Origin of the sequence: Alkaliphilus peptidifermentans DSM 18978, from assembly GCF_900101495.1 — a bacterium.
Classification (GTDB): Bacteria; Bacillota; Clostridia; order Peptostreptococcales; family Natronincolaceae; genus Alkaliphilus_C; species Alkaliphilus_C peptidifermentans.
The window spans coordinates 75,525-101,816 of the sequence record NZ_FMUS01000017.1 but is presented as its reverse complement, the minus strand read 5'-3'; the positions used below and the strand labels follow the sequence as shown (position 1 = coordinate 101,816).

The window sequence follows — 26,292 nt, the reverse complement described above, 5'->3', positions numbered from 1 at the left end:
AACTAGCTAATCAGACGCGGGCCCATCCTGTACCGAAATTCTTTGACCCATAAGGGATGCCCCTTTAGGGTTTTATGAGGTATTAGCAACGGTTTCCCGTTGTTGTCCCTCTGTACAGGGTAGGTTGCCCACGCGTTACTCACCCGTCCGCCGCTATTCAAATGTTCAACACTCAATACTCAATGAATGCCACCGAATACTCAGTGTTGAACATTTGAATCGCTCGACTTGCATGTGTTAGGCACGCCGCCAGCGTTCATCCTGAGCCAGGATCAAACTCTTAATCAAAATTTCTGGGTACATCTTTTAAAAAGATGTGTTTTTTTTTGCTGGCTTAATATCTATACTGTTTAGTTTTCAAGGACCTATTTTAGGGCCTCAGCCCCATCCGCCATTAAGTGGCGACTTAAATAATATAGCATGTTTTGTTTGTGTTGTCAATTACTTTTTTTGCGATTGCTACCCTCAGAAACAACTTGTCATTTGAGCAGCTTATATAATATATCACATCTAAATTCTATTGTCAATACTTTTTTCTATCTAATAAAAACTTTTATTTGTGTTCCACACCCTTTGTTTGGGCGACTTAACTACTATACCATTTATGTAGTAACATTACAACTTGTAGTTTATTCCAATTCAACAAGAAATATTCTTCTTTTTACATACGAAGTTATTAATATATATTAAGTAGAAATCACAAAAGCATTTCATGCTCTAAAATATTGATCATAAGGGGGAATGCCCCTTAACAACCCCGTATTACATAGGAAGTTCTGAAGGAACTATCCTATGTAATAAATAAGGCGATGGTGCTTACGCCCCATCGCCTTCATTTCTAGTGATTATTATGGTTAAACATCTATCTTTATATTTAACACTTGCACTATCAATCATCATTCCAATCAAGTTTAATTCTTCGTAGTTTTCATTTTCTCCTGCTAGTTCCCATAAATATTCTTCTACCGGTTGCTGTCTTGGAATAGATAAGGAGTTTTGTAATTCCTCCAGTTCTTCAGGTGATAGATCAATTGAATAGCCAGCAATGGTAAGCTTTATACTTTCATTTTCTTCTTCTAGTTTGATATCACAGTGCCTTGCACCAGATTTCAATATAAAGTTGGTTAATTCGTTTATAATTTTGTATATTCTAGAATGATGATCACTCAATGTTATTCTCCTCTTTTTAAAGCCTCTAGAATCGGAACAAGTACAGCAGCCACCATACCTCCCGAGAATCCATTATTGTACAGATTCATGCCACCATGTAAGTAACCAACATTCATTACCATGGCCATGTGAAGGAAACCTGCAACTACTCCACTCTTCCAACCGAACTCACCAGCAATTGGCGCCAATGTTGTTCCAAATAGTGCTGCCAGTAAAGGTCCGGTGGTATTTACCTCCCAAGTCATTATTAAGCTTGCAAGAAACACGCCTATAATAACAGGAAGAACATTTTTTAAATGCTTACCAAATGCACCGAAGCCTACTATTGTAAATATACCTCCAATAATTGGTCCATTTAATTGTCCTCTAACCATAAGAACATATCCTGTTGTTATTATACCCAATATACTCATATTAATTAAGGATAACCCGAAGCCGTCAAGAATAACAAAGTCCTGCACTAGTCGTCCTGTTCTTTTCAGCAATCTTTTATAACCCCTTAAAGAGTTCTTGTTTAACACAAACCCTAGTATAAACATAGCAATAAAGATTAAAGCCAAATATATGCCAAGAATTTGGTTATATCCTTCTGCTATCACTAGTCTTCTTTCATTTTCTACTCCAAAGGCCCTTAAGACTGCCATGAAGAATGTGCCCACCATACCTGCCGTAAAACCAATGTTATATAGGTTAAAGCCTTGATGAAACTTAATAAAATGATGGGCAAGTGCAGGAAGCACGAAGCCTGCAACTAATCCAAATATGTTTCCCAATATAACAGCTATTAGAATTGGAAATCCTAACCCAAAGCTTATTTGACTTACCAAAGGGGCTAGGGCTGTTCCAAATAGGGCTATCAATATAAATTTATTAAACTTTTCGTTTTTATACTTACAATAAAAATAAACTCCCATAATAATAGGCCATACATTATAAAGGTTTTTACCAAATAGAGCAAAACCCCCAACAGTTAACACAGCAGCCATGGTGGTTCCGTTCATATCCACCCTGTTCTTTTTAGCAATAACTATGGCTATAATCATTAAAGCTCCACTGTTAAATAAAGCTGCTCCTATATTGCCTATTGCCATATAGTCAGAGACCAAAATACTGGGGTCAACTAAAATACTCAATAATCCATCGAATATCTCTCTAGGACTATTAAAAACTAAAGATGAGATTAATACAAATACTGCAAACGCTGTCATGATTTTGTATTTTATATCTTCATTTATTACTATTATATCTGCGACGTCTTCTTCACCTTCCCTTACTTTAAGTTTTAATTCAATAGATTCCTGCATTATGTTTCCCCCTTAACTCAAATAAAAAGATCTATATTATAATAGTTATTTTAATGCCAAAACTATTATATCTAATTAGTTAACTATACACAATGCTTTTTTGTCAAAAAATAAACATGTCGATTTTGTAATAATAGCTCGAAACTTATCTATCAAATATCCATTCTAGATCATGCTTTTATTTAACTGTCTTCTATCATTAAAGTATTTTTTATAAGAAATTAATGTTCCAATAAATGTTGCGATGGCTACGGTTGATAATAACATGAAGGTTACCATTATTTGATATCTAATTGCCATTACAGGAGAAAGACCTGCTAAAATTAGCCCCGTCATCATCCCTGGCAGTTGAACTATACCAAGCGTCTGCATAGCATCAACCGTTGGTTGCATTCCAGTGCGGATGGAATCTCTTATTAAATCAATCGATGCTGACCTCTCTGTAGCACCTAAAGAAAGCTTTATTTCCACCTCTTGATATTTATTTTTAAAATTTTGATGTAGCTGTTTAAAGGTAAGTCCTAAGGCCACCATGGCATTACCCACTATCATTCCACTTACAGGAATAACCTCCGAAGGATGATAGCTTATAGCCTTTGTTAATACTAGAATCATAATTGTAATTGATGCACCCATAAAAATCGAAATAAATGCTGTTAGCTTTCCTCCTTTAATTCGACCTCCCCTTTTAGCAGCAATTTGGCTAGCATTAAATATCATAACCAGCAGTAGAATAGTTGTTATAAGCCAATTGGCAGCGCTAAAAATATAGGTTAAAACAATTCCTATAAAGGATAATTGCAAAGTTGCTCTTATTACGCCGATTATAATATCCTTCTCCAATTGTATTTTTTGCGTTTTAGATATAATTAATGCAATAAATACTAGTATGGTCGTTAATGATAAGGTTAGTATACTCATAATATTCCTCCCAGTCTCTATCCGATAAATTCTTTTATATATTCCTCTTTTGGGTCCAAAAAAAAGCTTTCGGTGGTTGTATCTAATTTCACTTTACCCTCGTGTAAAAATACGGTTCTATTTCCCATACGCTTTGCTTGTTCTACGCTATGGGTTACTAATATAACTGTTGGTTGTTGTAATTCATATGTTTTTTTGATGAAGTCCTCCACCAATTTAGTGTTTATTGGATCGAGGGAGGATGTTATTTCATCCAATAAAATCACTTTGGGTTCTAGTATTATGCTTCTTAATAGGCATATTCGTTGTTGTTCTCCACCAGATAAATCCTTGCAGTTTTTTTCAAGGATATCCGGGGTCAAATTTAGATTTTCAAGCAGTTTACTAATTTTCTTTTCTTGGATTGGCTTCTTGTGTAGCTTTAAAGGATATTCAATGTTTTCCCGAACCTTGTCTCCGAATAAATATGGTATCTGAAAAACATAGCTAATTTCTTGTCTTAATCTTATAGGATCTATCTCCATTATATTTTTATTGTTAAAATCAATTGTCCCTTCGTCAAAGGATTCTAATCCATTAAGTGTTCTTAACAGCGTAGACTTCCCTCCACCAGATGGCCCCATAATATTTACGAATTCACCGGCAACTATTTTTAAGGATACATCCTTTAGTATTTCTTGTGTTTCTCTTTTAATATATAGATTTTTGATAGATATCATTTGTCTAACTCCTTCGTATTGAATAATGCATCCATATCAATTTTTTCAACAAGCTCTACCATCAGTTGCTTTAGTAATGTCCGTTTATGAATCGGCAATGTATTAAATAGGTTTTCAGTAAAAACTTCATCTTCATTAATGTGCTGTTCTACAATTTCTTTTCCTTGCTCTGTTATACTCAACAATACAATTTTACGATTTTTTTGTACTCTAACCCGCTGTATTAAATCCTTGGATTCAAGACGATCTACAATCCCCGTTAGTGTAGATGGTGGAATATGATACTTGCTACTAATTGTTTTTTGATTGATTTTCCCATGCATATATATCCTTTCAAGAATATACATGTCTTGGGGCAAAAGGCTAGATGTATTGTTTTGAAAGGTCTCCTTATACTTAATAATATCTATTAGCTTATGAATTAACTGTTGATTGTTCATTATTCACCCTCCGTATGATTCGAGTATCGTATATTAATAGTTTATCTTATATGTAATTAAACATCAAGTGCATCTAATTTGTTTTGGAAAGCAAATCTTAAAAGCAAAAAACCAAGGGGCTAACCCTTGGTATCGCTAGGCTTTTTACAGCATATATTTTAATGAAAAATCATTACCACTTATTTTCTTAAATAGCTCGTTATATTTATACCTTCCCGATGGCTTTATAATCTCATTTATTAAGAACTCTCCAAAATCCTTGGGCTTTTCAGTTATCTCGGCATTAAATCGTTCTTTAAAAACCTTTGTCAGCATTTCACAGGTTACATCTCCCATGAAGTAATTATGTAAATAGATAGGATGGGTGGTAAAATGAATTGTATATGCCCAAGGTGGAGCCTCACCAAAGGGTTCTTCCTTTAGAACCTCCTTTGAGTTTTTCCAGTATAAATCATAAATATCATCTAAGCTAGTAATGTTATTTTTGTATAGACTATGATCAAAGAATATTCTATTAATGGCTCTTAAGGAGTTAAGTTTTCTATATTCTCTTAGTGCAGAGAATTCATTTTCAACCTTGTCTGCATCAGTAAAAAATTTACTATAGAAGGCTGGTTTATATAAAAAGCCTTGAAATAAATTTGCTATACCCTCACTAATAATTCCACTAACACCTTCATTTAATATAATTTCTTCTGGGTTTAGTAGAAAGGAATGAATACCGTGTCCCGTTTCATGAAGAAGCACTCCATACTCATAGTATTTATTTTTTACATTGGCTAGAATCCTCGAATCCTTAGCAGTTTCTATAGGAAAATTATATCCCCATTCCGATTTATTTGCTCTAGGAAAAATGTCATAGGTTATATTGAATTTTGATATATCTATTCCAAATGTGTCAAACATCTCTTTTAGATTAGTATAATAATTTGACATGTCTACTGTTTTATTAAGTGAAGGAGAAATTATTGAATCTATGTATTGTTCGTCCCACGGCATAATCCTATCGTCACATATTATTTTTTTAGCATATTTTTCTCTGGCCTCATTCATTGTAGGAAGCATTTCGTGTAATTGACTAATCCAATTGTCAAAGATGTTTACATCAAGCTCATCCTCTTCAAGCTTATAGGAAATAAAATCTTTTGCTCCATATAGTTTGGCATATTCTTTTCTTAGGTTTATTAAGTCAATGAATCCTGCATCCACCATTGGCTTATCTATTTGATTTTTGGTGAAATAAGCCCTCTTTCTTACTTCTCTATCCTTGTTTGTGCTAAGGATTTGATTTAGTTCAACTGATGAAATTGATTTACCGTCAAAGGTATTTCTAAAGGTATTTAGAATTTTTGAAAGCTCATTTACTTTTTGTTGAATTTCCATATCCAATTTATTTAAGTCTTCCGATAGATGGTAGGGCTTAAACAGATTATATAAAATTTCTACATTTCTCTTTTCAACAATTTCAAGCTCTTTTTCTTTATAATTAAGTATTTCCTCATAATGAGCCTTATTTTTTAAACCATCAATAAACTTTGAATAAGCGTCCTCAACACCAAAATCGTATCCCGTTGTAAACATTGACCATTGTAGTCTACCAAGATTAACCTGTAATTCATGTATTTCCTTACCTATTTCCTGTATCTTTGAGATTTTACCCATACAAACACCTCCCATATAAATTTTATTTTCCATATCATTATATCATTCTGTACATAAATCACAAAATTCAAAAAAGCTAATTATGGTTTATACCAAGCAATTAGCTTCATACTTAAGACAAAGTATATTTTATTAACAAACCCGATTTTTAAAACTAAAGTAAAGGGTTAACGAAGTTAAGATTAAAAAAGCTAAAGATAATCAGATATAAATTTTCAACTGTTTGAGCCGAAGCGAGTTTTAAAAATTCCTTATTTTCTTGGGCTCATTCCACTTTGGTTCTGAGTGGGTTTACGTAGTTTTGAAAATATCAGGGTTTATCTAAAACTAAAAGCTAATTATGGTTTATACCAAGTAATTAGCTTCTAATATTTTTCAATCTCTTCATTATTATAGTCCTTTATTGTGTATGCTAGTATCGCATCGCAATTGAATTCATAGGCTCTTCCTGGTTACATTTCCATATAGCATCGTTATCGCCAATCGGAATACGTTACTAAAAATCTTTAAGTAGATTAATCATCTCTATCGCCGTTGCTGCTGCCTCAAATCCTTTATTTCCAGCTTTAGTTCCAGCTCTTTCAATAGCCTGCTCAATTGTATCTGTAGTTAAAACACCAAATATAGTTGGAACTTCAGTTTCTAGCCCCACCATAGCTACTCCCTTAGTTACTTCATTAGCTACATAATCAAAGTGTGGGGTTGATCCACGAATTACTGCGCCAAGACAAATTACTGCATCATATTTACCTGACTTGGCCATTTTTTTTGCTACCAATGGAATTTCAAATGCTCCAGGTACCCAGCTAATTTCTATATTATCTTCATTTCCACCGTGTCTTTTAATTGCATCCAGTGCACCCTGTAGCAATTTGCCTCCAATAAACTCATTAAATCTTCCTACTATAATACCAAATTTTAATCCTTCTGATAATAATTTACCCTCATATGTTTTCATTATTGCTCCTCCTTCTTAAATTCCATCATATGTCCAAGCTTATTTTGCTTAGTTTTTAAATAGTATTCATTTTTTTCATTGTGGTTCATTTGTATTGGCACTCTTTCAACAATCTCTAAGTTATAACCAGATAGCCCCACCAATTTTCTCGGATTATTTGTCATTAGGTTTATCTTTTGTATACCTAAATCCTTTAGTATCTGAGCTCCCACTCCATAGTCCCTCATATCCTCTGGAAAGCCAAGGGCTAAATTAGCTTCTACCGTGTCGTAGCCTTCATCCTGTAAGGCATAGGCCCTTAGCTTATTTATCAAGCCAATGCCTCTACCTTCTTGACGCATATATAATATGATGCCCCTTCCTTCTGCCTCTATTTTTTTCATAGCTGTTGCCAGTTGGTCGCCACAGTCGCAGCGTAAAGATCCGAAGGCATCTCCAGTTAGGCATTCTGAATGAACCCTTACAAGCACAGGCTGATCTTTAGAAATATCTCCCTTTATAAGAGCAACATGATGTTCGTTATTAAGAACATTTTCGTAGCCAACAATTTTAAAGCTACCGTACTTTGTAGGCATATTTGCTTCGGTGACTCTTTTTATAACCTTTTCATTTTTTCTTCTATAGGCAATTAAATCTGCTATAGTTATAATTTTTAAATTATGCTCTGCTATAAAGTCCATTAGCTCCGGCACCCTTGCCATAGTACCATCTTCACTCATAATTTCACAAATTACCCCTGCTGGATATAACCCTGCCAGTTTTGCCAGATCCACTGAAGCCTCTGTATGACCGGCTCTGAATAGAACTCCACCATCTTTTGCAGCAAGAGGGAAAATATGTCCTGGTCTTTTAAATTCCTTAGGCTGTGTATTTTCTGAAACTGCTTTTTGGATAGTTAATGCTCTTTCATGGGCAGATATACCGGTTGTAGTTTCTATAGCATCAATAGAGACTGTGAAGGCAGTACAATGGTCATCGGTATTATGGGTAACCATCTGTGGTAGGTCTAATTGATTTAATCTTTCACCTGTCATTGGCAAGCAAATCAATCCTCTTCCATATTTCGCCATGAAATTTATTGTCTCAGGTGTTATTAGCTCTGCTGCCGCTACAAGATCCCCCTCATTTTCCCTATCTTCATCATCTACAACAACTATCATTTTCCCCATTTTAATATCTTCAATGGCTTCTTCAATTGTATTAAATTTGTATTTCATATTCTTCGCCTCCCTCTTTATTGATCAAATCCATGCATAGTAAGAAAATCTAGAGTAATGTCTTTTTTCTCCTGCTTCTTTTCTGTACCATAGATCATTAGCTTTTCAATATACTTTCCTATCATATCGCATTCAAGATTCACTAATTGTCCAACCATCTTATCAATTAAAGTAGTTTCATCTTTAGTATGGGGAATAATTGATACTTTAAAAACTCTTTCATCTATATATGCTACCGTTAGGCTAACTCCATCAATTGCAATGGAGCCTTTTTCAATAATATATTTTAGTAGCTTTGGATGAGGCTCAATTGTTATCCATACTGCATTAGATTCCTTTTCGTAATTGAGTATAATACCCACATCATCGATATGACCACTTACCAAGTGTCCCCCTAGCCTGGTTCCAACTGCCACTGCCCTTTCTAGGTTTACTTTGCTTCCAATCATTAAATCCTTTAAATTACTTCTTTTCATGGTTTCTGCCATTACATCCACCTGAAAACTATTATAATTAAAGTAATTAACTGTTAAGCATACTCCATTGGTTGCTATGCTATCTCCAAGCTTAACATCCTCCAGGATTTTGCTGGCAGCAATAATAATACTTGCTCCATCACCACTCTTCTTTATGGCCATTATTTGACCAATTTCCTCTATAATTCCGGTAAACATCTTAATCTTTCCCTTCTATATAACCTTCAATCATAATGTCTTGATTAAATCTATGAACAGACAGATTCTTAAGAACAAAAGCATCCTCAATCTTGTCTTTTCCTGCTCCTTCTACAGGTGTAATTGCAGTATCTCCACCTAGTATTTTGGGAGCAACAAAGGTCATTACTTTATCAACAATGCCAGATTCTAACGCTGAATAATTTAGAGTGCCTCCACCTTCAAGTAATACACTGTCAACTTTCATTTTTCCCAATTGAACCATTAGTTCCTTTAAATCAACCCTTCCATTTTCTTCTGGTAGTACTAGAAATTCTACACCCATTTTTTGTAGCTTTTCTATTTTCTCTGGTGGAGCCTTTATTGTAGTTGCCACCAGTGTTGGTTGTTCTTTAGCAGTTGTTACTACATTGCTGGTTAAAGGCAATTTGCAGCTACTATCCACTATAATCCGTATAGGCTGATTAACCTCCGAATTTAATAATCTAGTGTTTAATTGAGGATTGTCCTTCATTATTGTTGAAATTCCTACCATAATTCCAGCTACTCTATTTCTAATATGATGAACGTATTCCCTTGAAACCTCTCCAGTAATCCATTTTGAAGCTCCACTTGCTGTAGCTATTTTTCCATCTAATGTCATGGCTGTTTTTAGTATGCAAAAAGGTCTGTTTGTTGTTATGTACTTTATAAAAATTTCATTGAGCCTTTGTGATTCATTTTCCATAACACCGCTTATTACTTCTATTCCATTCTCTCTTAATATCTCTATACCTCTGCCAGCAACCAATGGATTGGGATCTGTCATTCCTACAATAACCGTCTTAATCTTACTCTTTATAATTGCTTCTACACATGGAGGTGTTTTGCCGTAATGGGAGCAGGGCTCTAGATTAACATAAAGCGTTGCTCCGTCGGCTTCATAATTTATTTGTTTTAATGCATCAACCTCTGCATGATCAAGTCCATATCCAGCATGATAGCCTTCTGCTAAAATTTTACCATTTTTCTCTATAACTGCACCCACCAAAGGATTTGGTCTTGTTTTTCCCCAGCCCTGCGTTGCTAGCTCCATAACCCTTTTCATATACTGATTGTACATATAATCACCTCTTTTTAGCTTTCCAAATTAAGCAAAATAAAATACCCTGAAGTGTCTTCAGGGTATAGATTTGCACAAAAGTATATATCAAAAAAATATACTTAATCAATTCCTTCTTCCATCCAGACTATACTGTCGGCTCTGGAGTTGCACCAGATCAGCCATAAGGCTCGCGGGCTTCGCATAATGCGTTACCGCCGGTGGGGAATTTCGCCCCGCCCTGAAGGTTTTATTCAATTTATAACTAAACAATAACATATCTTAATTAACAATTCAAGCACTTTTATTTGAAACTTCAGCAGCAATTTCTGTAGCCTTAATAGTCTCCTTATCCCTACTATTATTAACAATAAATATACCTGATAATATTACAATTCCACCAAGCAGTTGCAAGAGGTACAGACGCTCTCCCAATAATACAAATGCAGCAATAACTCCTATAAAGGGCATTAGGTTTATATAAACATTAGTCTGAGATGCCCCTAAATGCTTAAGAGCATATAAATATAAAAAGTAGCATAGGGCAGAACAAAAAAGAGCAAGATACAAAATATTAATCCATGATATTAGTGATATGGACTGCCATTGTCCTCTTTCGAAAAGGGCAAATGGCGTCAAAAATACTGCTCCATATATACCCTGCTTAAGGGTTAAGACAATCGTGGGATACTTTCCCTCCAATGGCTTATTGAGAATAGAATAAATAGCCCAGCTTAATGCTGCACCTATTATCAGTAAGCTACCTGTAATTTCTTGAAGATTAGTATTGACAGATATTGAATTGCCTATAACCAAAATAACTCCTATTAGTGATAAGCATACACCTATCATCTTTTTATAACCAATAGGTTTTTTATATATAATAGCTTCTATAGCTACTGTAAACAATGGTATTGATGCCAATAAAATAGTTGAATTTGATGCACTTATTAGCCTTAACCCGTAGTTTTCAAATATAAAATATACCGAGACTCCGATGAGCCCACACAGCACAATTCTTTTTCTATCTACAGAATTTATTTTCACTCCAGAATTCACCTTGAGGTTGATTATAGCAAGAAATAATGATGCTATTACAAAGCGCATTAGTGCTAGGGTTGCTGGTGGTACTTCCCTTAATGCAATTTTGTTGCTCGATGCAGATATTCCCCAAAAGAATATAGTGAATAGGATAGCTATAGTTGCTGATATTTTTTTGTTCTTCATCTATTATGTCTCCTTTGTTTGTTCTTTTCAGTTCATTATAATACTTATTTGATATCTTTGTAAACTTCTTTACTACATTAGTCACCATGGATTTGTAATATGCATAAAGTAATTATATCTATTATCAAATAAGGAGGGTTATTTATGCTTCAAGCTATTTTAATAGCTATTGCAATTAGCATTGACAGCTTTAGCGTTGGTTTTGCCTACGGAGTTAGAAACATTAAGGTACCCCTCCACTCTTTAATTATTCTAGATTTAATATCTGTGTCACTTCTAAGCATAGGTTTTTTTGCAGGAAACCTTTTAACTAGATATTTTCCACCAGCAATAGCAGAGTTATCTGGAGCCATTATTATTATTGGAATAGGTATATGGTATTTAATTCAAGGTTGGCTTAACCATAGATATCCACCATGTGAGCTACGTAACCCTACTTCGATTGCAATTATCAGTATAAAATCTTTAGGTATTGCAATTAATGTTTTAAGAGACCCTTCAAAGGTGGATTGTGATATATCTGGCATTATTGATACTAAAGAGGCAATTTTGCTGGGCTTTGCTTTAGCAGTAGATTCTCTGGCTGTGGGTGTAGCCGTATCAATTGCATCTATTTCTCTTATCTCTTTAACACTGATTCTAGTTGCCATAATGAATTTATTATTTTTAATTATTGGAATCAACTTGGGTAATAAGCTACTATCCAATAGATTTAGAGATAAAACCTCCTTTATACCTGGCTGTATATTAATTCTTCTAGGATTATTGCGTATCTTTAAATAAATGAGCTTATGCAAAACTGGATATACTAAAGAAAACACAAGCTGCAGGAGGTAAAAAATGGATTTTGCCCATAATGTTTTGGAGGTATATCTAGAAATATTAGTTGTTTACACTATTTTAGTACTTGAAGTTATAGGGATTTTTATTATTGCTTACTCTGCCATAAGAGGTTTCATAAATTATATTAAGGAAAGGCTAAAATTTAATGATACTTGTATTAAAATTGAAATAGCAAAGGGCCTAGCCTTAGGCTTAGAATTCAAACTGGGCGGAGAGGTACTGCGAACAATTTTAGTTAGAACTATGGATGAAATTAAGGTTTTGGCAGCGATAATTGTATTGAGGGTTATTCTTACCTATGTAATACATTGGGAAATCACCTCGGAAATTCATCAGGATGAAGAAATCAGAGAAAGTATTATGAATAAACGTAAGCTTAAGCAAAAAGAAAATAAAGAAAAATAATATTGTTTTTTTCCTTCTTATGGGGGTATAATCAATGACAGGATAGGAAGGAGGGTTATTTTTGTCAATTTTGCTAGAGCTTATATTAGATAGTGCTGAAGGTGCTTTTCTAGAGGTTGGAGCATTTGTTGGTGCAGTATTGTTATTGTTTGGTTATGTTAATTATAGGAAATCTGGTAGTTTTATAGCTACTATTCAAAATTCAAAGAAATGGCAACCCGTAATTGGAGCCCTATTGGGGCTAACTCCTGGCTGTGGCGGTGCTATATTTGTTATGCCATTATTCTTTAAAAAAGCTGTTACCTTTGGTACTGTAGTTGCAACTCTAATTGCAACTATGGGAGATTCTGCATTTGTTATTATTGCCAGTCATCCTATACAGTACTTAATAATAAGTTTATTGTCATTTTTTGTTGCAATAATTACTGGTTATATAGTTGATATGACAGGGCTGGGAAACAGCATTCTAAAAAAATACGATGAAAGAAAGCTTAAGAAGGATAAGGTTGATGCCCTTCATACGAACCTTGATCACTCCATGCAGCAATATGAGTGTGGAAAACATGGCAGCTGCGAAAGTCCTGTGATTAATCATATTGGCCATGAAGAAGGGGATGAAATTGATCTATTGTTACATCATAAGCTCAAGGGTCACCAGCACCCAGATACATTTGGATATCGTTTTACCCACAATGCCTTCTATTTATACTGGGGCTTCATCGCCGTTGGTTTAGTATTGGGGGTTATGCAATTATTCCAAATTGAAATTAATGAATGGAGCATTCCTAATTTGGGCCTTATATTTGGCGGTTTAGGGACTGTTTTCTCCATCATTATGATGATTATGGCTAAAAAATTTCTTGGGGATGACACCCATGAAGAGACGGAATTAAAGGTTATGTCTTTGAAGGAAACCTTTATTCATAATGCACAGGATACAGCCTTTGTTGTAACCTGGGTTTTTGTTGGCTTTTTAGCCTATGAAATGATGATTTTACTAATGGGTGGCGGAGACTATGCAGTAGGAGAAGCTACCATCGAAACATTGCTACTGGCTACAGGTATTCTTTCTATAATTATTGGTGCATCTATTGGGTTGATTCCTGGTTGTGGACCTCAAATTATATTTGTAACTCTATTTACACGAGGTTTAGTTCCATTTGCTGCACTCTTTGCAAATGCTGTTTCTCAGGATGGTGATGCATTACTTCCTCTTATTGCTATAGATAGAAGATCTGCCATATGGGCTACTGTGATTTCGACAATCCCCGCAATTATATTTGGATTAATTATCTACTGGTTTGAAATAAATACAGGCCTTGGTAATATTTTTTTAACAACCCTAGACCAGTTTAAAGCATTTCTATTTTAAGTATTTAATCTATTATGGATAAAGATATGGATCTTCTGGAGGCAATATCTCTTCAATTGAATCCACTATTATGAGAGGTAGATTTACCTCTCCTTTTAATTTCTCGTCAAAAGCATAAATTGATTGTAAATAACCTGTAATTTTAACCCATGAGTTTTCCTTAGGTAGTTGATTTTCCCAATAGCATTGTATTCCTATTATCTCTGCATGAGCGTCGCAGCAGGTTATTACTTCTCTTGCTATTATAAAGCTATGCTCATCTTTACTTTCTTCCATATAAATAAAACCTGAAATTTCAATTGCACCACCGTGGTACTGATTGAAATTATACATAAGTTTAATAATATTTTCCAAATAATTCTCGTCTGTAAAGACAATATCTTGTGATATTAAGCTTATATATTCTTCCTGTTTAGTATCTTCCTGACGCTGAGTTTTAGTATTGTATTGTTGTCCTATTATTGTTGATTGTAGATTAGATAATTGATTATTATAGGTAAGGCTTAATAGTATCGAAATAATGATTACAAGGTAGTAAGCTGCCATTAGAAAAGTTATTCCCTTTGTTTTGTCTTTATAGTCTATTATCACTAACTCTTCCTCTGTCCAATATGATTTTAAAAACCTATTATATAAAAACACATATATAAATAGTCCTACTACTATATGATGGGCCAGCAAAGCTAAAGTAGGTATAATTTCCATATTATATTCCCCCCTTATGAATCCTAAGCATTAATTAATTATATTGCTGTGCCCTCTATTCTATTCTGCTTTAGCGTCACTTACATAATTGACACTTTATATTTATTTGTGTAATATTACACTATAATAGTAGATAATAAAGTGTATTCCTTAGTATAGGCTTCATCCTGATAAGTTTCAAAAATTCTTTATTTAAAAAGAGGTTATTATGGACAGAAAAGCATTTATAGATATAATAGGGAAAAATATAAAATTGATACGGATAGAAAGTGGTTATACACAAGATGAAATGGCTGATGTCCTTGGTCTCTCTAAAAAAACGTTGGTTCAAATAGAGAAGGAAAGAATTTTACCTAGCTGGGCCACATCAGTTGTTTTATGTACTCTCTTTCGTCATAGTGAAACCTTACATGCTTTGCTTGGCGGTGATCCAATAGAGCTAGTTGAGGTGATAGGTCATTCTAAGCCTTTATTCCCAAAGGAGAAAACCCTTGGTGGTAGAGTGTGGTGGGGTGACATTTTAGTAGAAGGAAATTATCGTATACAGCAAAATATCATTTCCCATCATTATCGCATACTGGACGATGTCTATAGACGATGGATGAGTACTACAGATATAGAAGAGGCTCTATCTGCGCTGAAGCAATTAAATGAAGGTAAAAGTTAGATTAATATATTAGATAATCAAATAAAAAAAAGTAGAATTCTTAAGAAAGAATCCTACTTTTTTTTATTTAATCTTTAATCATTTTGTTGTAACATCATTCCAATATTAGTTTCTTCATCCTCGATAGTAACAGGACTTGGAGCCTTAATAAACAATGTTAAAATAGCTCCTGCAGCGCTTAGGACACCTGAAACGATATAGCTTAAGGTATAAGCATTAGTAACGTCTTTAACAATACCACCTAGTAATGGTCCAAATACTCCACCTATACCCCATGCTGTAATAACCAGTCCATAGTTAACTCCAAAGTTTTTTAGACCGAAGTAGTCAGCAGTAACTGATGGGAAGATAGTTAGCATTCCTCCAAAGGTAAAGCCAACTATTGCAATACCAAACATTAAGGTTCCTGGTGTGTTAAAGCTTGGGAAGAATACATATGCTGCCACCTGTAGTAGAAACATAATAAACAAAGTCTTCATTCTTCCCAATTTGTCTGAGATAACTCCACAGCCTATGCGGCCTGCAAAATTAAAGAAGGCATAAATAGAAATTAACATATAGGAGTTTCTCATCCCTGCCTGTTCAAGACCAATCTTAGACAGTTGACCGATAATTAGTAGCCCTGCAAATGTCCCGAAGCAGAACATAATCCACAAATGATAAAATTGCTTTGTTTTCAAGACCTCTTGCCATTCATAGTCCACCTTTAAGCTGTTTGTATCTGCTTTCTTAACAACTGGAGATGCACCTTGAGGTACATAATCCTTAGGTGGGTTAGAGATAAATTGAGCTAACAGCATAATTCCTGTAAAAAATCCGATACCTAGAAAGAAGAAAGTCGTTTTAATACCATAGTTATTTAAAAGGCTTGTAGTTAATGGTGCAATATACACTGGTGCTAATCCAAATCCACTAACTACTATACCTGAAATGACACCTCTTTTTTTAGTGTCAAACCACTTTACCGCTGCTGGTGTGGGTGCTGCATAACCAATCCCCATACCTGCTCCAAATACAATACCAAAAAATATAGTCAGCCCTATTGTTGTTAGGTAAATTCCAGAAAATATAAAACCAATACCTGCTAAAATAGCAGATGCCATAATAATAGGTTTAGGTCCTAGCTTATCCTGCAGTCGACCACCAGGAACCATGGAGAGGGCGAAAAGAGCACATGCAACCATATATGGTATCTGAGTCATGGTGGCATTCCAGTTTAATTGATCTATCAATGCCGCCGAAATAACCCCCCAAGCATACAATACCCCCAGCATAAGATTAACTCCCAACCCCGCTATTGTCACAATCCAACCTCGATAAAGTTTCTGTTTTGACATTCACTTTCCTCCTTAATTATAAGTGCCATTTTTACATATTTCTACATTATCTTATAATATCAGAAAGACTTGTAGAAATAAATAAAAAAATGTATTCTATTCATATAATAAAAATTGGATAGCATGATATTGCAGTTTAAGGAGGTACAAAAAATTAAATATTTTATTCAATAACCATGATATTTTACTAATATTAAAATCACTATGCTTTTTCATTAATCTTTTTCTTATTCTCTAATTGTATAAAACCTAAATACCCATATATAACAGTAGTAAGGGGAATCAAATAGCATAAAAATGCATATGGTAAATAATTCAAAGTGCCAACCCCTAGTATTAATGTCGTTGCAATGGCATTAACATTCCATGGTATTAATGGAACCACCACTGCACCTGTATCGGCTATGGATCTAGCTAATGTATTGGCAGAAATACCTCTTTTTTCAAATTCCTTCTTCATAAATCTACCGGGAATTATTATTGCTAAGCTCTGATTACAGGTCATAACCGCCATCATAAAGCTTAAAAATACTGTTCTAAAAATAAGACCGCCTGCCCGCTTAATTCCCTTCAGGTATTTTTCCATTATTCCATCTAATATTTTTAGCGACTCTAATAACCCATTTAATGCTGTTGAGGATGCTATTACTAAGATAACATTTCTCATGGAGAGGAGACCCCCTCCTTTCAAAATAGCTGATAGTTCTAAATTATCAGGGCTATATCCAAAAACAAGTACTTTAATTATAAATACTGCAGAAACCTCCTGCTGAACAAAAACCAATACAATGCTTGACAGTAGTCCTGCCAACATGCAGTAAACTATAGGAACTTTAGTTATGGCTAATATGATTATTAGTATAGGTGGTATAAAAGAAAACCATCCTATTTGAAAGCTACTTGTCAAAAGCTGCTGCGTCTCCTGAATTCTGTATAAACCAGCCTCATGCAAGGTATAGGGCCTTCCTATAAAATAATAAGCTAAAATTGTTATGAAAAAAGCTGGAAGTAGTGTGTCCAACATATGCTTCAGCATGTCTATTAATTTTGTCTCTGTAATATTGGCAGCTAAATTGGCACTACTTGACATTGGTGACGATCGATCTCCTAAATAGGCCCCTGAAATAATAGTTCCAGCCACTAAGGGTAACGGCATACCCATGGCTTTTCCCAGTTCCATTAGCGGTATCCCTACAGTGCTCATGGTACCGATGGCTGTCCCCAAAACAATTGAAATTCCACTGGTTATTAAAAAGGTTGCCAGAAGAAAATTCATACTGGATAAATAACGAAACCCTAAAAGCATCATTGCTGGAATTGTACCACTCATCATCCATAATGCAGATATCATTCCTATTAAAATCATTATCCCCAGTATTATCGACGCTTTACGTATACCTAGCTCCATCATCTTTAACAGACTTCTTTTTTCGTAGCCTTGCCTTCGTGCTATAATATAAACTAAAATAATTCCTAGGATTAGCCCATAGGCTGGCGAATTAAACAGTCTTATTCCTAAAAGTATTCCTGATAAAATTACAATTAGAAGAATGGTAATTGTTGATTGACTTATTTCTTTCATTGCTACAATCCTTTCACTATTGTTGATTATTGTTATAGTCGAAAGCTGAATAATTATGCTGAAAATTTATGAAATTAAATATTGAAATTTACTCACTTTATTCTAACATAAAAAGACCTTTTTCCATTTTATTTTTTTTTGTAGAAATTTCACAGTTTACACAATTTTATTTTCATAGTATTATAGGGGTGAAGGCAGAGTAGACATTATGCGTTAAGTGTTAGGAGATGGGAAGTTGCTCCTAAACGAAGAATTATGCATTCGCGATATAATGTTGCGTCCGCTGCACATTTGAGAGATAAACCAAACTTCTCTTAATGTGAGGTAATTGCCTAACTTAAGAGAAGGGAGGTGTAAAGATGGGAGTCTCTCAAAAAACTGCTGTTGGTACATTTCATTCCAGCAGTAAACTTTCAACCAAAAAGCTTGTAATGGCTTCATTTCTATCTGCACTTACAATTGTTTTAACCCGTTATGGCTCTATTATGCTGGCGGGAGGTAGTATTCGATTAGGCTTTGGTAATCTACCAATTATACTTTCTGGTATATTATTAGGGCCTATAGCTGGTGCACTAACTGGTGTTGTTAGTGATTTGCTGGGAGTATTGATTTTATCTCAAGGTGGCTTTCATCCTGGTTTTACCCTAAGTGCAGCTTTAACTGGCCTTATACCAGGAATGATTGTAGCATTTAACCAAAGAAACAAATATTCATTTTTGAATATTCTAATGGCAAATGTACTTGTTTACCTAGTTATTTCTCTTGGCTTAAACACCTATTGGCTAACACAGTTACTAGGAAATAGCTTTTTTGTTCTGTTACCAGCACGGGCACTTGCTCAGGGTATTGTAACAGTAATTACTATAGTTTTAATATTTTTTCTATCAAAATACTTTAAATATTGGGATAACAAATAATCTAAAAGACCGTTTTTATACGGTCTTTCCAGACTGTTGAAAATCCTCCATCTTCTTCGTTGCTGCAAAAACCCAGCACCTTTACGTATTATGTATACGCTGCAGTCGCTGGGTTTTCTTGCGCCTTGAATCCCGAAGAATTTTGAACAGTCTGGATATTGTTGACTTTTTCAACAACCTCAAAAGACCGTTTTTATACGGTCTTTTTTTATAAGCTTCAAAGCTATGTTATTTTTTCTTCTATCTTCTTTAATCTGTTTTTATACTCATATTCGTCTATTTTTCCTGTATCTAACAATTTATTAATTTTAATAAATGGCTTAATTCCAATGTACTCTTCTATGTCAAGCTCAATTGTCTCTTGACAATTAGGGCATACTATTCTAAAAATTTCCTCCATTTTTACAAATGACACAAACCCTAGTAACCTTATAAACGATCTGTCGATAATATAATGACTATTACTATTACAGTTTTCGCACTTAGGGTTTATCCTCTGTAGCAACCATTCCTGCGAATTGGGCTTAAACATTTGGCTTTGCTTAACCTCCCCAACGATTTCTGCTTTTCTTTTTATCTTTCCTTGACCCCATCCGAAGTACACCATCTTACACCTCCACCTATAATATAATTATGTATTTCGCTGTGTATGTTATCAATTATAGTAGCTATATATGTTCTTCTATTTTGAATAACTAAGCTATATTTATAAAATCTTTATGCAAAAATTATATCTTAAATTTCTTTAATTATCAAAATTAACAGTAATTCTGTGGCGGCATAGCTTAGTCTATTTTTTCATTATATTATCCTCTTTACTTATATCTATGTTATAGATATATTTACGAACTTTCATAGCAATAAAAAAAGAACAACACCTAGTATTGTTCTCTCCATTAGTCTAAACTTTTCTTCAGTAACAAGCTAATTTTATATAACATAGCATCTTCAAACTTTCTTAGGTCAAGTCCTGACTCCTTTTGGATTTTATCTAACCGATAGGCTAATGTATTACGATGAATATAGAGTTCCCTAGCTGTATCACCTAAATTTAAATCCTTTTCCAGAAAGACATCCATGGTTTTATAAATTTCTTCCTCTATTGAATCGAAAAACTCTTTATGGAATAATTCAATATATATATTTTTTCTATCAGACTGAGAAATCATATATAATAGCTTCTCAACCTTTAAATCTTCAGTAATATAAAGTCGTTTTCCAGGATAAAGAGCATTACCTATTTCAACAGATTTTTTGGTTTCCATGACAGCATTATATAGGTCATTTAATTTTGTATATTTATTACTAATTCCTATACTAACATCTAAAAAAAGCTCAGAGTTAACTATAGCTCTAATCCTTTTACCTTTTTCATGAAGACTTTCCTTTGTTTCTTCACCCTCAATAAAAAGCAGAATACCATCTGTTATAGGGACTACTGTGATCTGCTTATATCCTTTGAAGCTTTCTACGATAACTTGATGTAAGGCTTTAAGTTCATCATCACCTGTAAATTCAATCCATATTAAGGTGTAATAGTCCTTTGTTCTTAATAGCAACTGTTCTGCTCGTTTTAGTATTTTTGAGTCAAAATTTCCTTCTGCCATTAATTTTACTATCTGCCCTTTGCCATAGGAACTCATATTGTGTAATGATTGGTTTATCATAAGCTGCAGCAGCTTTATAGATTCTTCTTTCAATGGCTCCTGAGAATGCAAAAAGAAGGTGGTACCATCAACAAGACAAAACCGGTAAATTACTTTATCCTGCTGACGGTCTTCTGATATATTCTCTGTACTGGCCACCATCTGCCCTTCATCATTATAAAGAGCTAGGTAATAGGGGAAAATATCTTCAATTTGGGTAAATAGCGTTTTAATTGATTTCAAAGTTATCCCTCGTTTTAGAATATGGCTAATTCTGACTTCTTATCAAACATATGAATTTTATTTGGGTCAAATGCTAGCTTCGTTATTGTATTAGGATCAGATTTTGAATTGGAACCAACTCTAGCAGTAATATTATGCTCACCAATTTTTAAATAAAGATAAACCTCCGCTCCCATAAGCTCAGACACTTCAATATTTCCATCTACAACACACCCAGTGTATTTTTCAATAATGGACTCTTCATCGTGGATATCTTCTGGCCTAATACCCATAACTACTTCTTTATTTACATATCCTTTATCCTTTAAAACCTTAGATTTTTCAGGCGTTAGTAAGATGCGATAATTATCAAATACAAAGAAGGTTGAATCTCCTGTTGCTTCAATTTGTCCAGTAATAAAATTCATTTGTGGGCTTCCAATAAAACCAGCTACAAAAACATTTACTGGTGAGTTATAAAGGTTTAATGGGGTATCTACTTGCTGTATTAACCCATCCTTCATTACTACAATACGATCTCCCATTGTCATGGCTTCTGTTTGATCATGGGTTACATAAATGAATGTAGTTTGAAGCTTATAATGGAGCTTTGAAATTTCTGTTCGCATCAAAACCCTTAGCTTAGCATCTAAATTTGAAAGGGGTTCATCCATTAGAAATACCTTTGGTTCTCTAACTATAGCCCTACCTAAAGCTACCCTTTGTCTTTGTCCACCAGATAAAGCCTTTGGCTTTCTTTCCAGCAGCTCCTCAATATCCAATATTTTAGCTGCCTCACTAACTCTTCTATGTATCTCAGCTTTAGGGGTTTTTCTTAGTTTTAATCCAAAAGCCATATTGTCATATACTGTCATATGAGGATATAAGGCATAATTTTGAAATACCATAGCTATATCTCTGTCCTTTGGCGCGACTTCGTTAACTATGCGGTCCTCTATAAAAAGCTCTCCTTTAGTAATTTCCTCAAGTCCTGCAATCATTCTTAATGTGGTCGATTTACCACATCCAGATGGTCCTACTAATACAATAAATTCTTTATCCTTTATTTCTAGATTAAAATCTTTAACAGCAGTTACATCACCGGGATATATTTTATAAATGTTTTTTAGACTAAGTCCTGCCATTACAATTCCTCCTTAGACAATGATTTCCTTGTTTGATCTTTATTGTATTATAAATATAGTATAAAATATATTGACAAGTTGCACAAATATTTTGTAGTTTTATTATCTGTATTTACAAGACATTTGCATTAGAGTCGACAGTTTCGTCGTGCCCTTTTTTCACTCTTTATCTCTTAACTCTTCATTCTTCACTCTTAACTCTTCTCTCTTCACTTTCTATAAGAATTGGTGTATGCTTTATATTCCAAATTTCTTCAGCATATTGAGAAATTGTCCTATCTGTACTGAACTTTCCTGAGTTAACTAGATTTTTCCAGCATTTTTTTGCCCATTCCAATCTATTATTATATGCTTCGTCAACTTTTTCTTGTACTTTAGTGTATTCCATAAAATCTCTAAGGATGAAGTAGTTATCAGCTTTATGCCAGCTTGCACCCTCCAGTAATGCATTATGCAATTCCTTAAACATACCTGTACCACCGTCATCAAATGTACCATCGATTAATGTATCTACAACTCTCTTTATTCTTGGTTCTTTGTTATAATAATCTTTAGGATTATAATTATCTTTTATTGCTTCAATTTCTTCCATTCTTGCTCCGAAAATAAAATTGTTTTCATCTCCTGCTTCTTCAACAATTTCAACGTTTGCCCCATCGTAGGTTCCTACAGTAGGGGTACCATTTAGCATAAACTTCATATTTCCTGTTCCTGATGCTTCCTTACCGGCTGTAGAAATTTGGATCGATACGTCAGCCGCAGGAAATAGCCTTTCTGCATATGAAACTCTATAGTTTTGTATGAATACTACCTTTATTTTTTCATTGATGCTTTTATCATTATTTATTAGCCTTGCTATTTCATTAATATACTTTATAATTCCCTTCGCCCTAAAATAACCTGGGGCAGCCTTTGCACCAAAGATAAAGGTTCTAGCCGGAACTTCCATATGAGGATTTTCTTTAAGCTTGTAGTACAAATCTAATATCTGAAATGCGTTTAACAGCTGACGCTTATATTCGTGTAGACGCTTAATTTGTATATCAAATATAGAATCTATATTGATTTCAATATTCTCATAGGCTTTGATGTATTCTGCTAATTGCTGTTTTTTTTGATTCTTAATACATATAAATCTCTTTAATACAGACTCATCCTCCGAGTATTTATCCAACTCCTTAAGCATTGATAAATCTCTAATCCATTGGTCGGATTTTAAAAGTTCAGTTATCATTTCCGCTAACTCCTTATTACATAGAGCCAACCATCTTCTTGGTGTTATCCCATTGGTTTTGTTTTGAAATCGTTCAGGATATAGCTGATACCAATCCTTTAATTCTTTTTCCTTCAGTATATCTGTATGGAGGGCAGCAACACCATTGGTGGTATGACTTCCATAGATGGCTAAAGAAGCCATTCTGATTTTGCCATCCTCTATAATCCTCATACCCTGAATTTTGTCGTCGGAATATCCTTTGATTTTTAGCTCACTTGCCAATTGAGTATCTATTTTGATAATTACTTCATAGACCCTGGGAATTAGACCTTTAAAAAGCTGGCAGTCCCATTGTTCAAGGGCTTCTGAAAGAATTGTATGATTTGTATAGGAAAAGGTATTTCGGGTTATTTCCCATGCCTTTTGCCACTCCATCTTTTCATCGTCAACCAATATCCTCATCAACTCTGGTATTGCAACTACTGGATGGGTATCATTAAGCTGTATTGCATTATATAGGTTAAAATCGTCGAAGGATTTATAGCATCTCATCTTATAATTTTTTATTATATCTTTTATAGAAGCTGCAACAAAGAAGTATTGCTGCTTTAATCTTAGAGTTTTACCTCTATCGTCAGAATCATTAGGATATAACACCTTGGAAATATCCTCAGCTTTGTTTTTTTCTTCAACTGCTTCATTATATTTTTGATCATTAAAAAGCTGGAAATCAAAAGCTCTAATAGGCTCTGCCTGCCATAATCTTAATGTATTGATATTTTTTGTTGCATGGCCTATGATTGGAATATCAAATGGTACTGCTTTAACTCTTTCATTTGAAAATTCTATAATAACTGACTCTTTAGCTTTTTTTACTGCCCAGGGATATCCATCCTTTAGCCAACTGTCCCCTTCTTCTACTTGAAATCCCTCAATAAATTTTTGTTTAAATATTCCATACTTATATAGAATACCGTATCCTGTCACTGGTAAATTCAGTGTTGCACAGGAATCTAAAAAACATGCAGCCAATCTCCCTAGTCCACCATTTCCTAAACCTGCATCCTCCTCTGCTGCTTCTATCTCATTAATATCTATTTGAATTTCATCCAATACCGACCTTACATCATCATATATTCCTAGGTTTATTAAATTATTTCCAAAGGCTCTACCCATCAGAAACTCTGCCGAAAGATAAAATGCTTGTTTTTGCCTCCTATAGCTTTCTGTAGATTTTTGCCAGTTATCTATTATTTGCTCTATTATCCCCTTTGAAACAGCATAGTATTTTTCTTCTATACATGCAGTTTTTATGGTTGACATGAATTCTACCTTTAGTATTCTTTCTATACTTTTCTTTAACTCTGTTTTATTGATCATACCCTTTACCTCCCATACAATTTCGTCAGTACATTAATTTGCTTAGCAAGGGTTGAAGTCAGGGCTTCCTTTTTAATTCTCCATTGCCAATTGCCCCCCAGTGTAGATGGAATATTCATTCTTGCATTACTGCCCAAACCAAGAAAATCCTGCATTTGCGCAATAGCCAAGTCTCCTACTGAGCTCCACGCTCCCCTTATAAATCCCCAATGATATCCTTCTTCATTATTTAACTTTAAATAATCTATTGCAAATTCCACGTCATCTTTATTGGTATTATTAATCCATCCTAGTACTGTATCGTTGTCGTGGGTTCCGGTGTAGACTATGCAGTTCTTTTCGTAATTGTGTGGTAGATAATCACTTTCCTCCCTTGGGTCAAAGGCAAACTGCAGGACCTTCATTCCCGGATACCCGGTTTTATTTTTAAAATTGATTACCTCCTGTGTTAAGAAGCCTAAATCTTCTGCAATTATAGGTACCTCCCCAAGCTTTTCTTTAATTGCATTAAAAAGCTTCATGGCTGGTCCTTTTTCCCATTGGCCTGTTGCAGCTATTTGAGCTCCATTATCAACAGTCCAAAAGGATTCAAAGCCTCTAAAATGATCTATTCGAATTATGTCATATAATCTCATGTTTCCTTCGATTCTATCTATCCACCATTGGAAACCACTGTCTTCATGATTCTCCCAGTTGTATAGAGGATTTCCCCATAACTGCCCATCCTTTGAAAATGCATCTGGAGGGCATCCTGCCACCTTTATAGGTTCTTTTTTATCATCTAATAAAAACATATCACTGTTGACCCATGTATCTACACTATCCTCTGCCACATAAATTGGTATGTCCCCTATAATTTGAATTCCCTTTTTATTGGCATAGTCTTTTAATTCATTCCATTGTTTAAAGAATAAATACTGTATAAACTGCCAATATTCTATTTCACTTTTCAAATAATTTTTATAATAATGTAGTGCATCTGTTCTTCTAAACTTAATTTCTTCATCCCATTCCTTCCAAGCTTTAAGACAGAAATGTTGCTTAATTGCCATGTATAGACTATAGTTATCTAACCATTCAGTATTCTCCTCAACAAATGCCCGTACCTCCCTTTGAAATCTTTCATAGCCCTTAAAGTATGCTTTTTGTAATATAGGCATTTTATTTTCAAATATCTTGCTATAATCTATTTTTTCAGTATTATCACCAAAATCAGTATAATCAAAGTCTTCTTGTTTAAGTATTCCATCCTGGACTAAAAGCTCTAAATCAATTAGAAATGGATTCCCTGCAAAGGAGGAAAAGGATTGATAAGGTGAATCTCCATAGCTGGTGGGTCCTATGGGAAGTATTTGCCAATATTTTTGCCCTGCATCCTCTAAAAAATCAACAAAGTCATACGCGTCTTTACCTAAGGTTCCTATTCCATAGGGACTCGGCAATGATGTTATATGCATTAAAATTCCGCTACCTCTTTTCATG

At 34.3% G+C, this 26,292-nt stretch carries 24 protein-coding genes, 1 rRNA gene and 2 riboswitches; of the genes, 5 read left to right on the top strand and 20 right to left on the bottom strand.

The genetic code is table 11. From position 1 onward, the window contains the following. The 12 genes from BLP68_RS12880 to BLP68_RS12825 all read right to left on the bottom strand — a co-directional run. Positions 1-288: ribosomal RNA gene (locus BLP68_RS12880) — 16S ribosomal RNA — on the bottom strand; the annotation flags it as partial. A 528-nt stretch (positions 289-816) separates the two neighbouring features. Beyond that, positions 817-1,170: a hypothetical protein gene (locus BLP68_RS12875; RefSeq protein WP_091544282.1), complete on the bottom strand. Its 354-nt coding sequence runs from the start codon at positions 1,168-1,170 to the stop codon at positions 817-819. Positions 1,171-1,172: 2 nt separating this feature from the next. Continuing rightward, positions 1,173-2,474 (bottom strand): DUF1576 domain-containing protein, encoded by a 1,302-nt coding sequence (locus BLP68_RS12870; protein WP_091544279.1) that lies wholly within the window; start codon positions 2,472-2,474, stop codon positions 1,173-1,175. A gap of 165 nt (positions 2,475-2,639) precedes the next feature. Continuing rightward, positions 2,640-3,395 (bottom strand): ABC transporter permease, encoded by a 756-nt coding sequence (locus BLP68_RS12865; RefSeq protein WP_091544277.1) that lies wholly within the window; start codon positions 3,393-3,395, stop codon positions 2,640-2,642. A 17-nt stretch (positions 3,396-3,412) separates the two neighbouring features. After that, positions 3,413-4,114, bottom strand: a complete 702-nt coding sequence (locus BLP68_RS12860; protein WP_091544274.1) for an ABC transporter ATP-binding protein — start codon at positions 4,112-4,114, stop codon at positions 3,413-3,415. Beyond that, positions 4,111-4,554, bottom strand: coding sequence for a MarR family winged helix-turn-helix transcriptional regulator (locus BLP68_RS12855; RefSeq protein WP_091544271.1), 444 nt, complete (start codon positions 4,552-4,554; stop codon positions 4,111-4,113). The genes BLP68_RS12860 and BLP68_RS12855 overlap by 4 nt, the downstream gene beginning before the upstream one ends. A gap of 144 nt (positions 4,555-4,698) precedes the next feature. Continuing rightward, positions 4,699-6,216, bottom strand: coding sequence for a M3 family metallopeptidase (locus BLP68_RS12850; protein ID WP_091544267.1), 1,518 nt, complete (start codon positions 6,214-6,216; stop codon positions 4,699-4,701). 496 nt (positions 6,217-6,712) lie between these two features. Beyond that, a complete protein-coding gene (gene ribH, locus BLP68_RS12845; protein WP_091544263.1) occupies positions 6,713-7,174 on the bottom strand; it encodes a 6,7-dimethyl-8-ribityllumazine synthase in 462 nt (153 codons plus the stop codon). Beyond that, a complete protein-coding gene (locus BLP68_RS12840) occupies positions 7,174-8,391 on the bottom strand; it encodes a bifunctional 3,4-dihydroxy-2-butanone-4-phosphate synthase/GTP cyclohydrolase II (protein ID WP_091544261.1) in 1,218 nt (405 codons plus the stop codon). The genes ribH and BLP68_RS12840 overlap by 1 nt, the downstream gene beginning before the upstream one ends. A gap of 17 nt (positions 8,392-8,408) precedes the next feature. Next, positions 8,409-9,065 carry a riboflavin synthase gene (gene ribE / locus BLP68_RS12835; protein WP_091544258.1) on the bottom strand — a complete coding sequence of 219 codons (657 nt, stop codon included), beginning with the start codon at positions 9,063-9,065 and terminating at the stop codon, positions 8,409-8,411. 1 nt (position 9,066) lies between these two features. Continuing rightward, on the bottom strand, positions 9,067-10,167 hold the full coding sequence (gene ribD, locus BLP68_RS12830) for a bifunctional diaminohydroxyphosphoribosylaminopyrimidine deaminase/5-amino-6-(5-phosphoribosylamino)uracil reductase RibD (RefSeq protein WP_091544256.1): 1,101 nt from the start codon (positions 10,165-10,167) through the stop codon (positions 9,067-9,069). 106 nt (positions 10,168-10,273) lie between these two features. Next, positions 10,274-10,399, bottom strand: a riboswitch (FMN riboswitch). Between the two features lie 41 nt (positions 10,400-10,440). Next, positions 10,441-11,373: a DMT family transporter gene (locus BLP68_RS12825; RefSeq protein ID WP_091544253.1), complete on the bottom strand. Its 933-nt coding sequence runs from the start codon at positions 11,371-11,373 to the stop codon at positions 10,441-10,443. A gap of 144 nt (positions 11,374-11,517) precedes the next feature. Between BLP68_RS12825 and ytaF the strand changes: the two genes are divergently transcribed. The 3 genes from ytaF to BLP68_RS12810 all read left to right on the top strand — a co-directional run bounded on the left by ytaF (position 11,518) and on the right by BLP68_RS12810 (position 13,993). Continuing rightward, entirely contained in the window at positions 11,518-12,156 is a 639-nt protein-coding gene (gene ytaF / locus BLP68_RS12820; protein ID WP_091544250.1) for a sporulation membrane protein YtaF, read from the top strand. A gap of 57 nt (positions 12,157-12,213) precedes the next feature. Continuing rightward, positions 12,214-12,621, top strand: coding sequence for a DUF1622 domain-containing protein (locus tag BLP68_RS12815; RefSeq protein ID WP_091544248.1), 408 nt, complete (start codon positions 12,214-12,216; stop codon positions 12,619-12,621). Between the two features lie 61 nt (positions 12,622-12,682). Beyond that, positions 12,683-13,993 (top strand): putative manganese transporter, encoded by a 1,311-nt coding sequence (locus BLP68_RS12810; RefSeq protein WP_091544246.1) that lies wholly within the window; start codon positions 12,683-12,685, stop codon positions 13,991-13,993. 12 nt (positions 13,994-14,005) lie between these two features. On the opposite strand, the gene BLP68_RS12805 is transcribed toward BLP68_RS12810, so the two are convergent. Further along, positions 14,006-14,698, bottom strand: coding sequence for a TIGR03943 family putative permease subunit (locus BLP68_RS12805; protein WP_091544244.1), 693 nt, complete (start codon positions 14,696-14,698; stop codon positions 14,006-14,008). A 208-nt stretch (positions 14,699-14,906) separates the two neighbouring features. On the opposite strand from BLP68_RS12805, the gene BLP68_RS12800 reads away from it, so the two are divergent. Continuing rightward, complete coding sequence (locus tag BLP68_RS12800; protein ID WP_091544241.1) at positions 14,907-15,365, top strand: helix-turn-helix transcriptional regulator; 459 nt, start codon at positions 14,907-14,909, stop codon at positions 15,363-15,365. Between the two features lie 74 nt (positions 15,366-15,439). On the opposite strand, the gene BLP68_RS12795 is transcribed toward BLP68_RS12800, so the two are convergent. Both BLP68_RS12795 and BLP68_RS12790 read right to left on the bottom strand, forming a co-directional pair. After that, entirely contained in the window at positions 15,440-16,702 is a 1,263-nt protein-coding gene (locus BLP68_RS12795; RefSeq protein ID WP_091544239.1) for an L-lactate MFS transporter, read from the bottom strand. A 202-nt stretch (positions 16,703-16,904) separates the two neighbouring features. After that, on the bottom strand, positions 16,905-18,284 hold the full coding sequence (locus tag BLP68_RS12790) for a Na+/H+ antiporter NhaC family protein (protein WP_091544237.1): 1,380 nt from the start codon (positions 18,282-18,284) through the stop codon (positions 16,905-16,907). 193 nt (positions 18,285-18,477) lie between these two features. Then, positions 18,478-18,572, top strand: a riboswitch (THF riboswitch). 71 nt (positions 18,573-18,643) lie between these two features. Here BLP68_RS12790 and BLP68_RS12785 point away from each other — a divergent pair. Next, a complete protein-coding gene (locus BLP68_RS12785; RefSeq protein ID WP_091544234.1) occupies positions 18,644-19,201 on the top strand; it encodes a folate family ECF transporter S component in 558 nt (185 codons plus the stop codon). A gap of 223 nt (positions 19,202-19,424) precedes the next feature. Here the strand turns inward: BLP68_RS12785 and BLP68_RS12780 are convergent, their stop codons facing one another. The 5 genes from BLP68_RS12780 to malQ form a co-directional block, all read right to left on the bottom strand. After that, entirely contained in the window at positions 19,425-19,808 is a 384-nt protein-coding gene (locus tag BLP68_RS12780) for a hypothetical protein (protein ID WP_091544230.1), read from the bottom strand. 289 nt (positions 19,809-20,097) lie between these two features. Beyond that, positions 20,098-21,090 (bottom strand): PucR family transcriptional regulator, encoded by a 993-nt coding sequence (locus BLP68_RS12775; RefSeq protein WP_091544228.1) that lies wholly within the window; start codon positions 21,088-21,090, stop codon positions 20,098-20,100. A 14-nt stretch (positions 21,091-21,104) separates the two neighbouring features. Next, positions 21,105-22,214, bottom strand: a complete 1,110-nt coding sequence (locus BLP68_RS12770) for an ABC transporter ATP-binding protein (RefSeq protein WP_091544225.1) — start codon at positions 22,212-22,214, stop codon at positions 21,105-21,107. A gap of 181 nt (positions 22,215-22,395) precedes the next feature. After that, positions 22,396-24,810 (bottom strand): glycogen/starch/alpha-glucan phosphorylase, encoded by a 2,415-nt coding sequence (locus BLP68_RS12765; RefSeq protein ID WP_242876985.1) that lies wholly within the window; start codon positions 24,808-24,810, stop codon positions 22,396-22,398. A gap of 5 nt (positions 24,811-24,815) precedes the next feature. Next, entirely contained in the window at positions 24,816-26,291 is a 1,476-nt protein-coding gene (gene malQ / locus BLP68_RS12760) for a 4-alpha-glucanotransferase (RefSeq protein WP_091544222.1), read from the bottom strand. Between the last annotated feature and the right edge of the window lies 1 nt (position 26,292).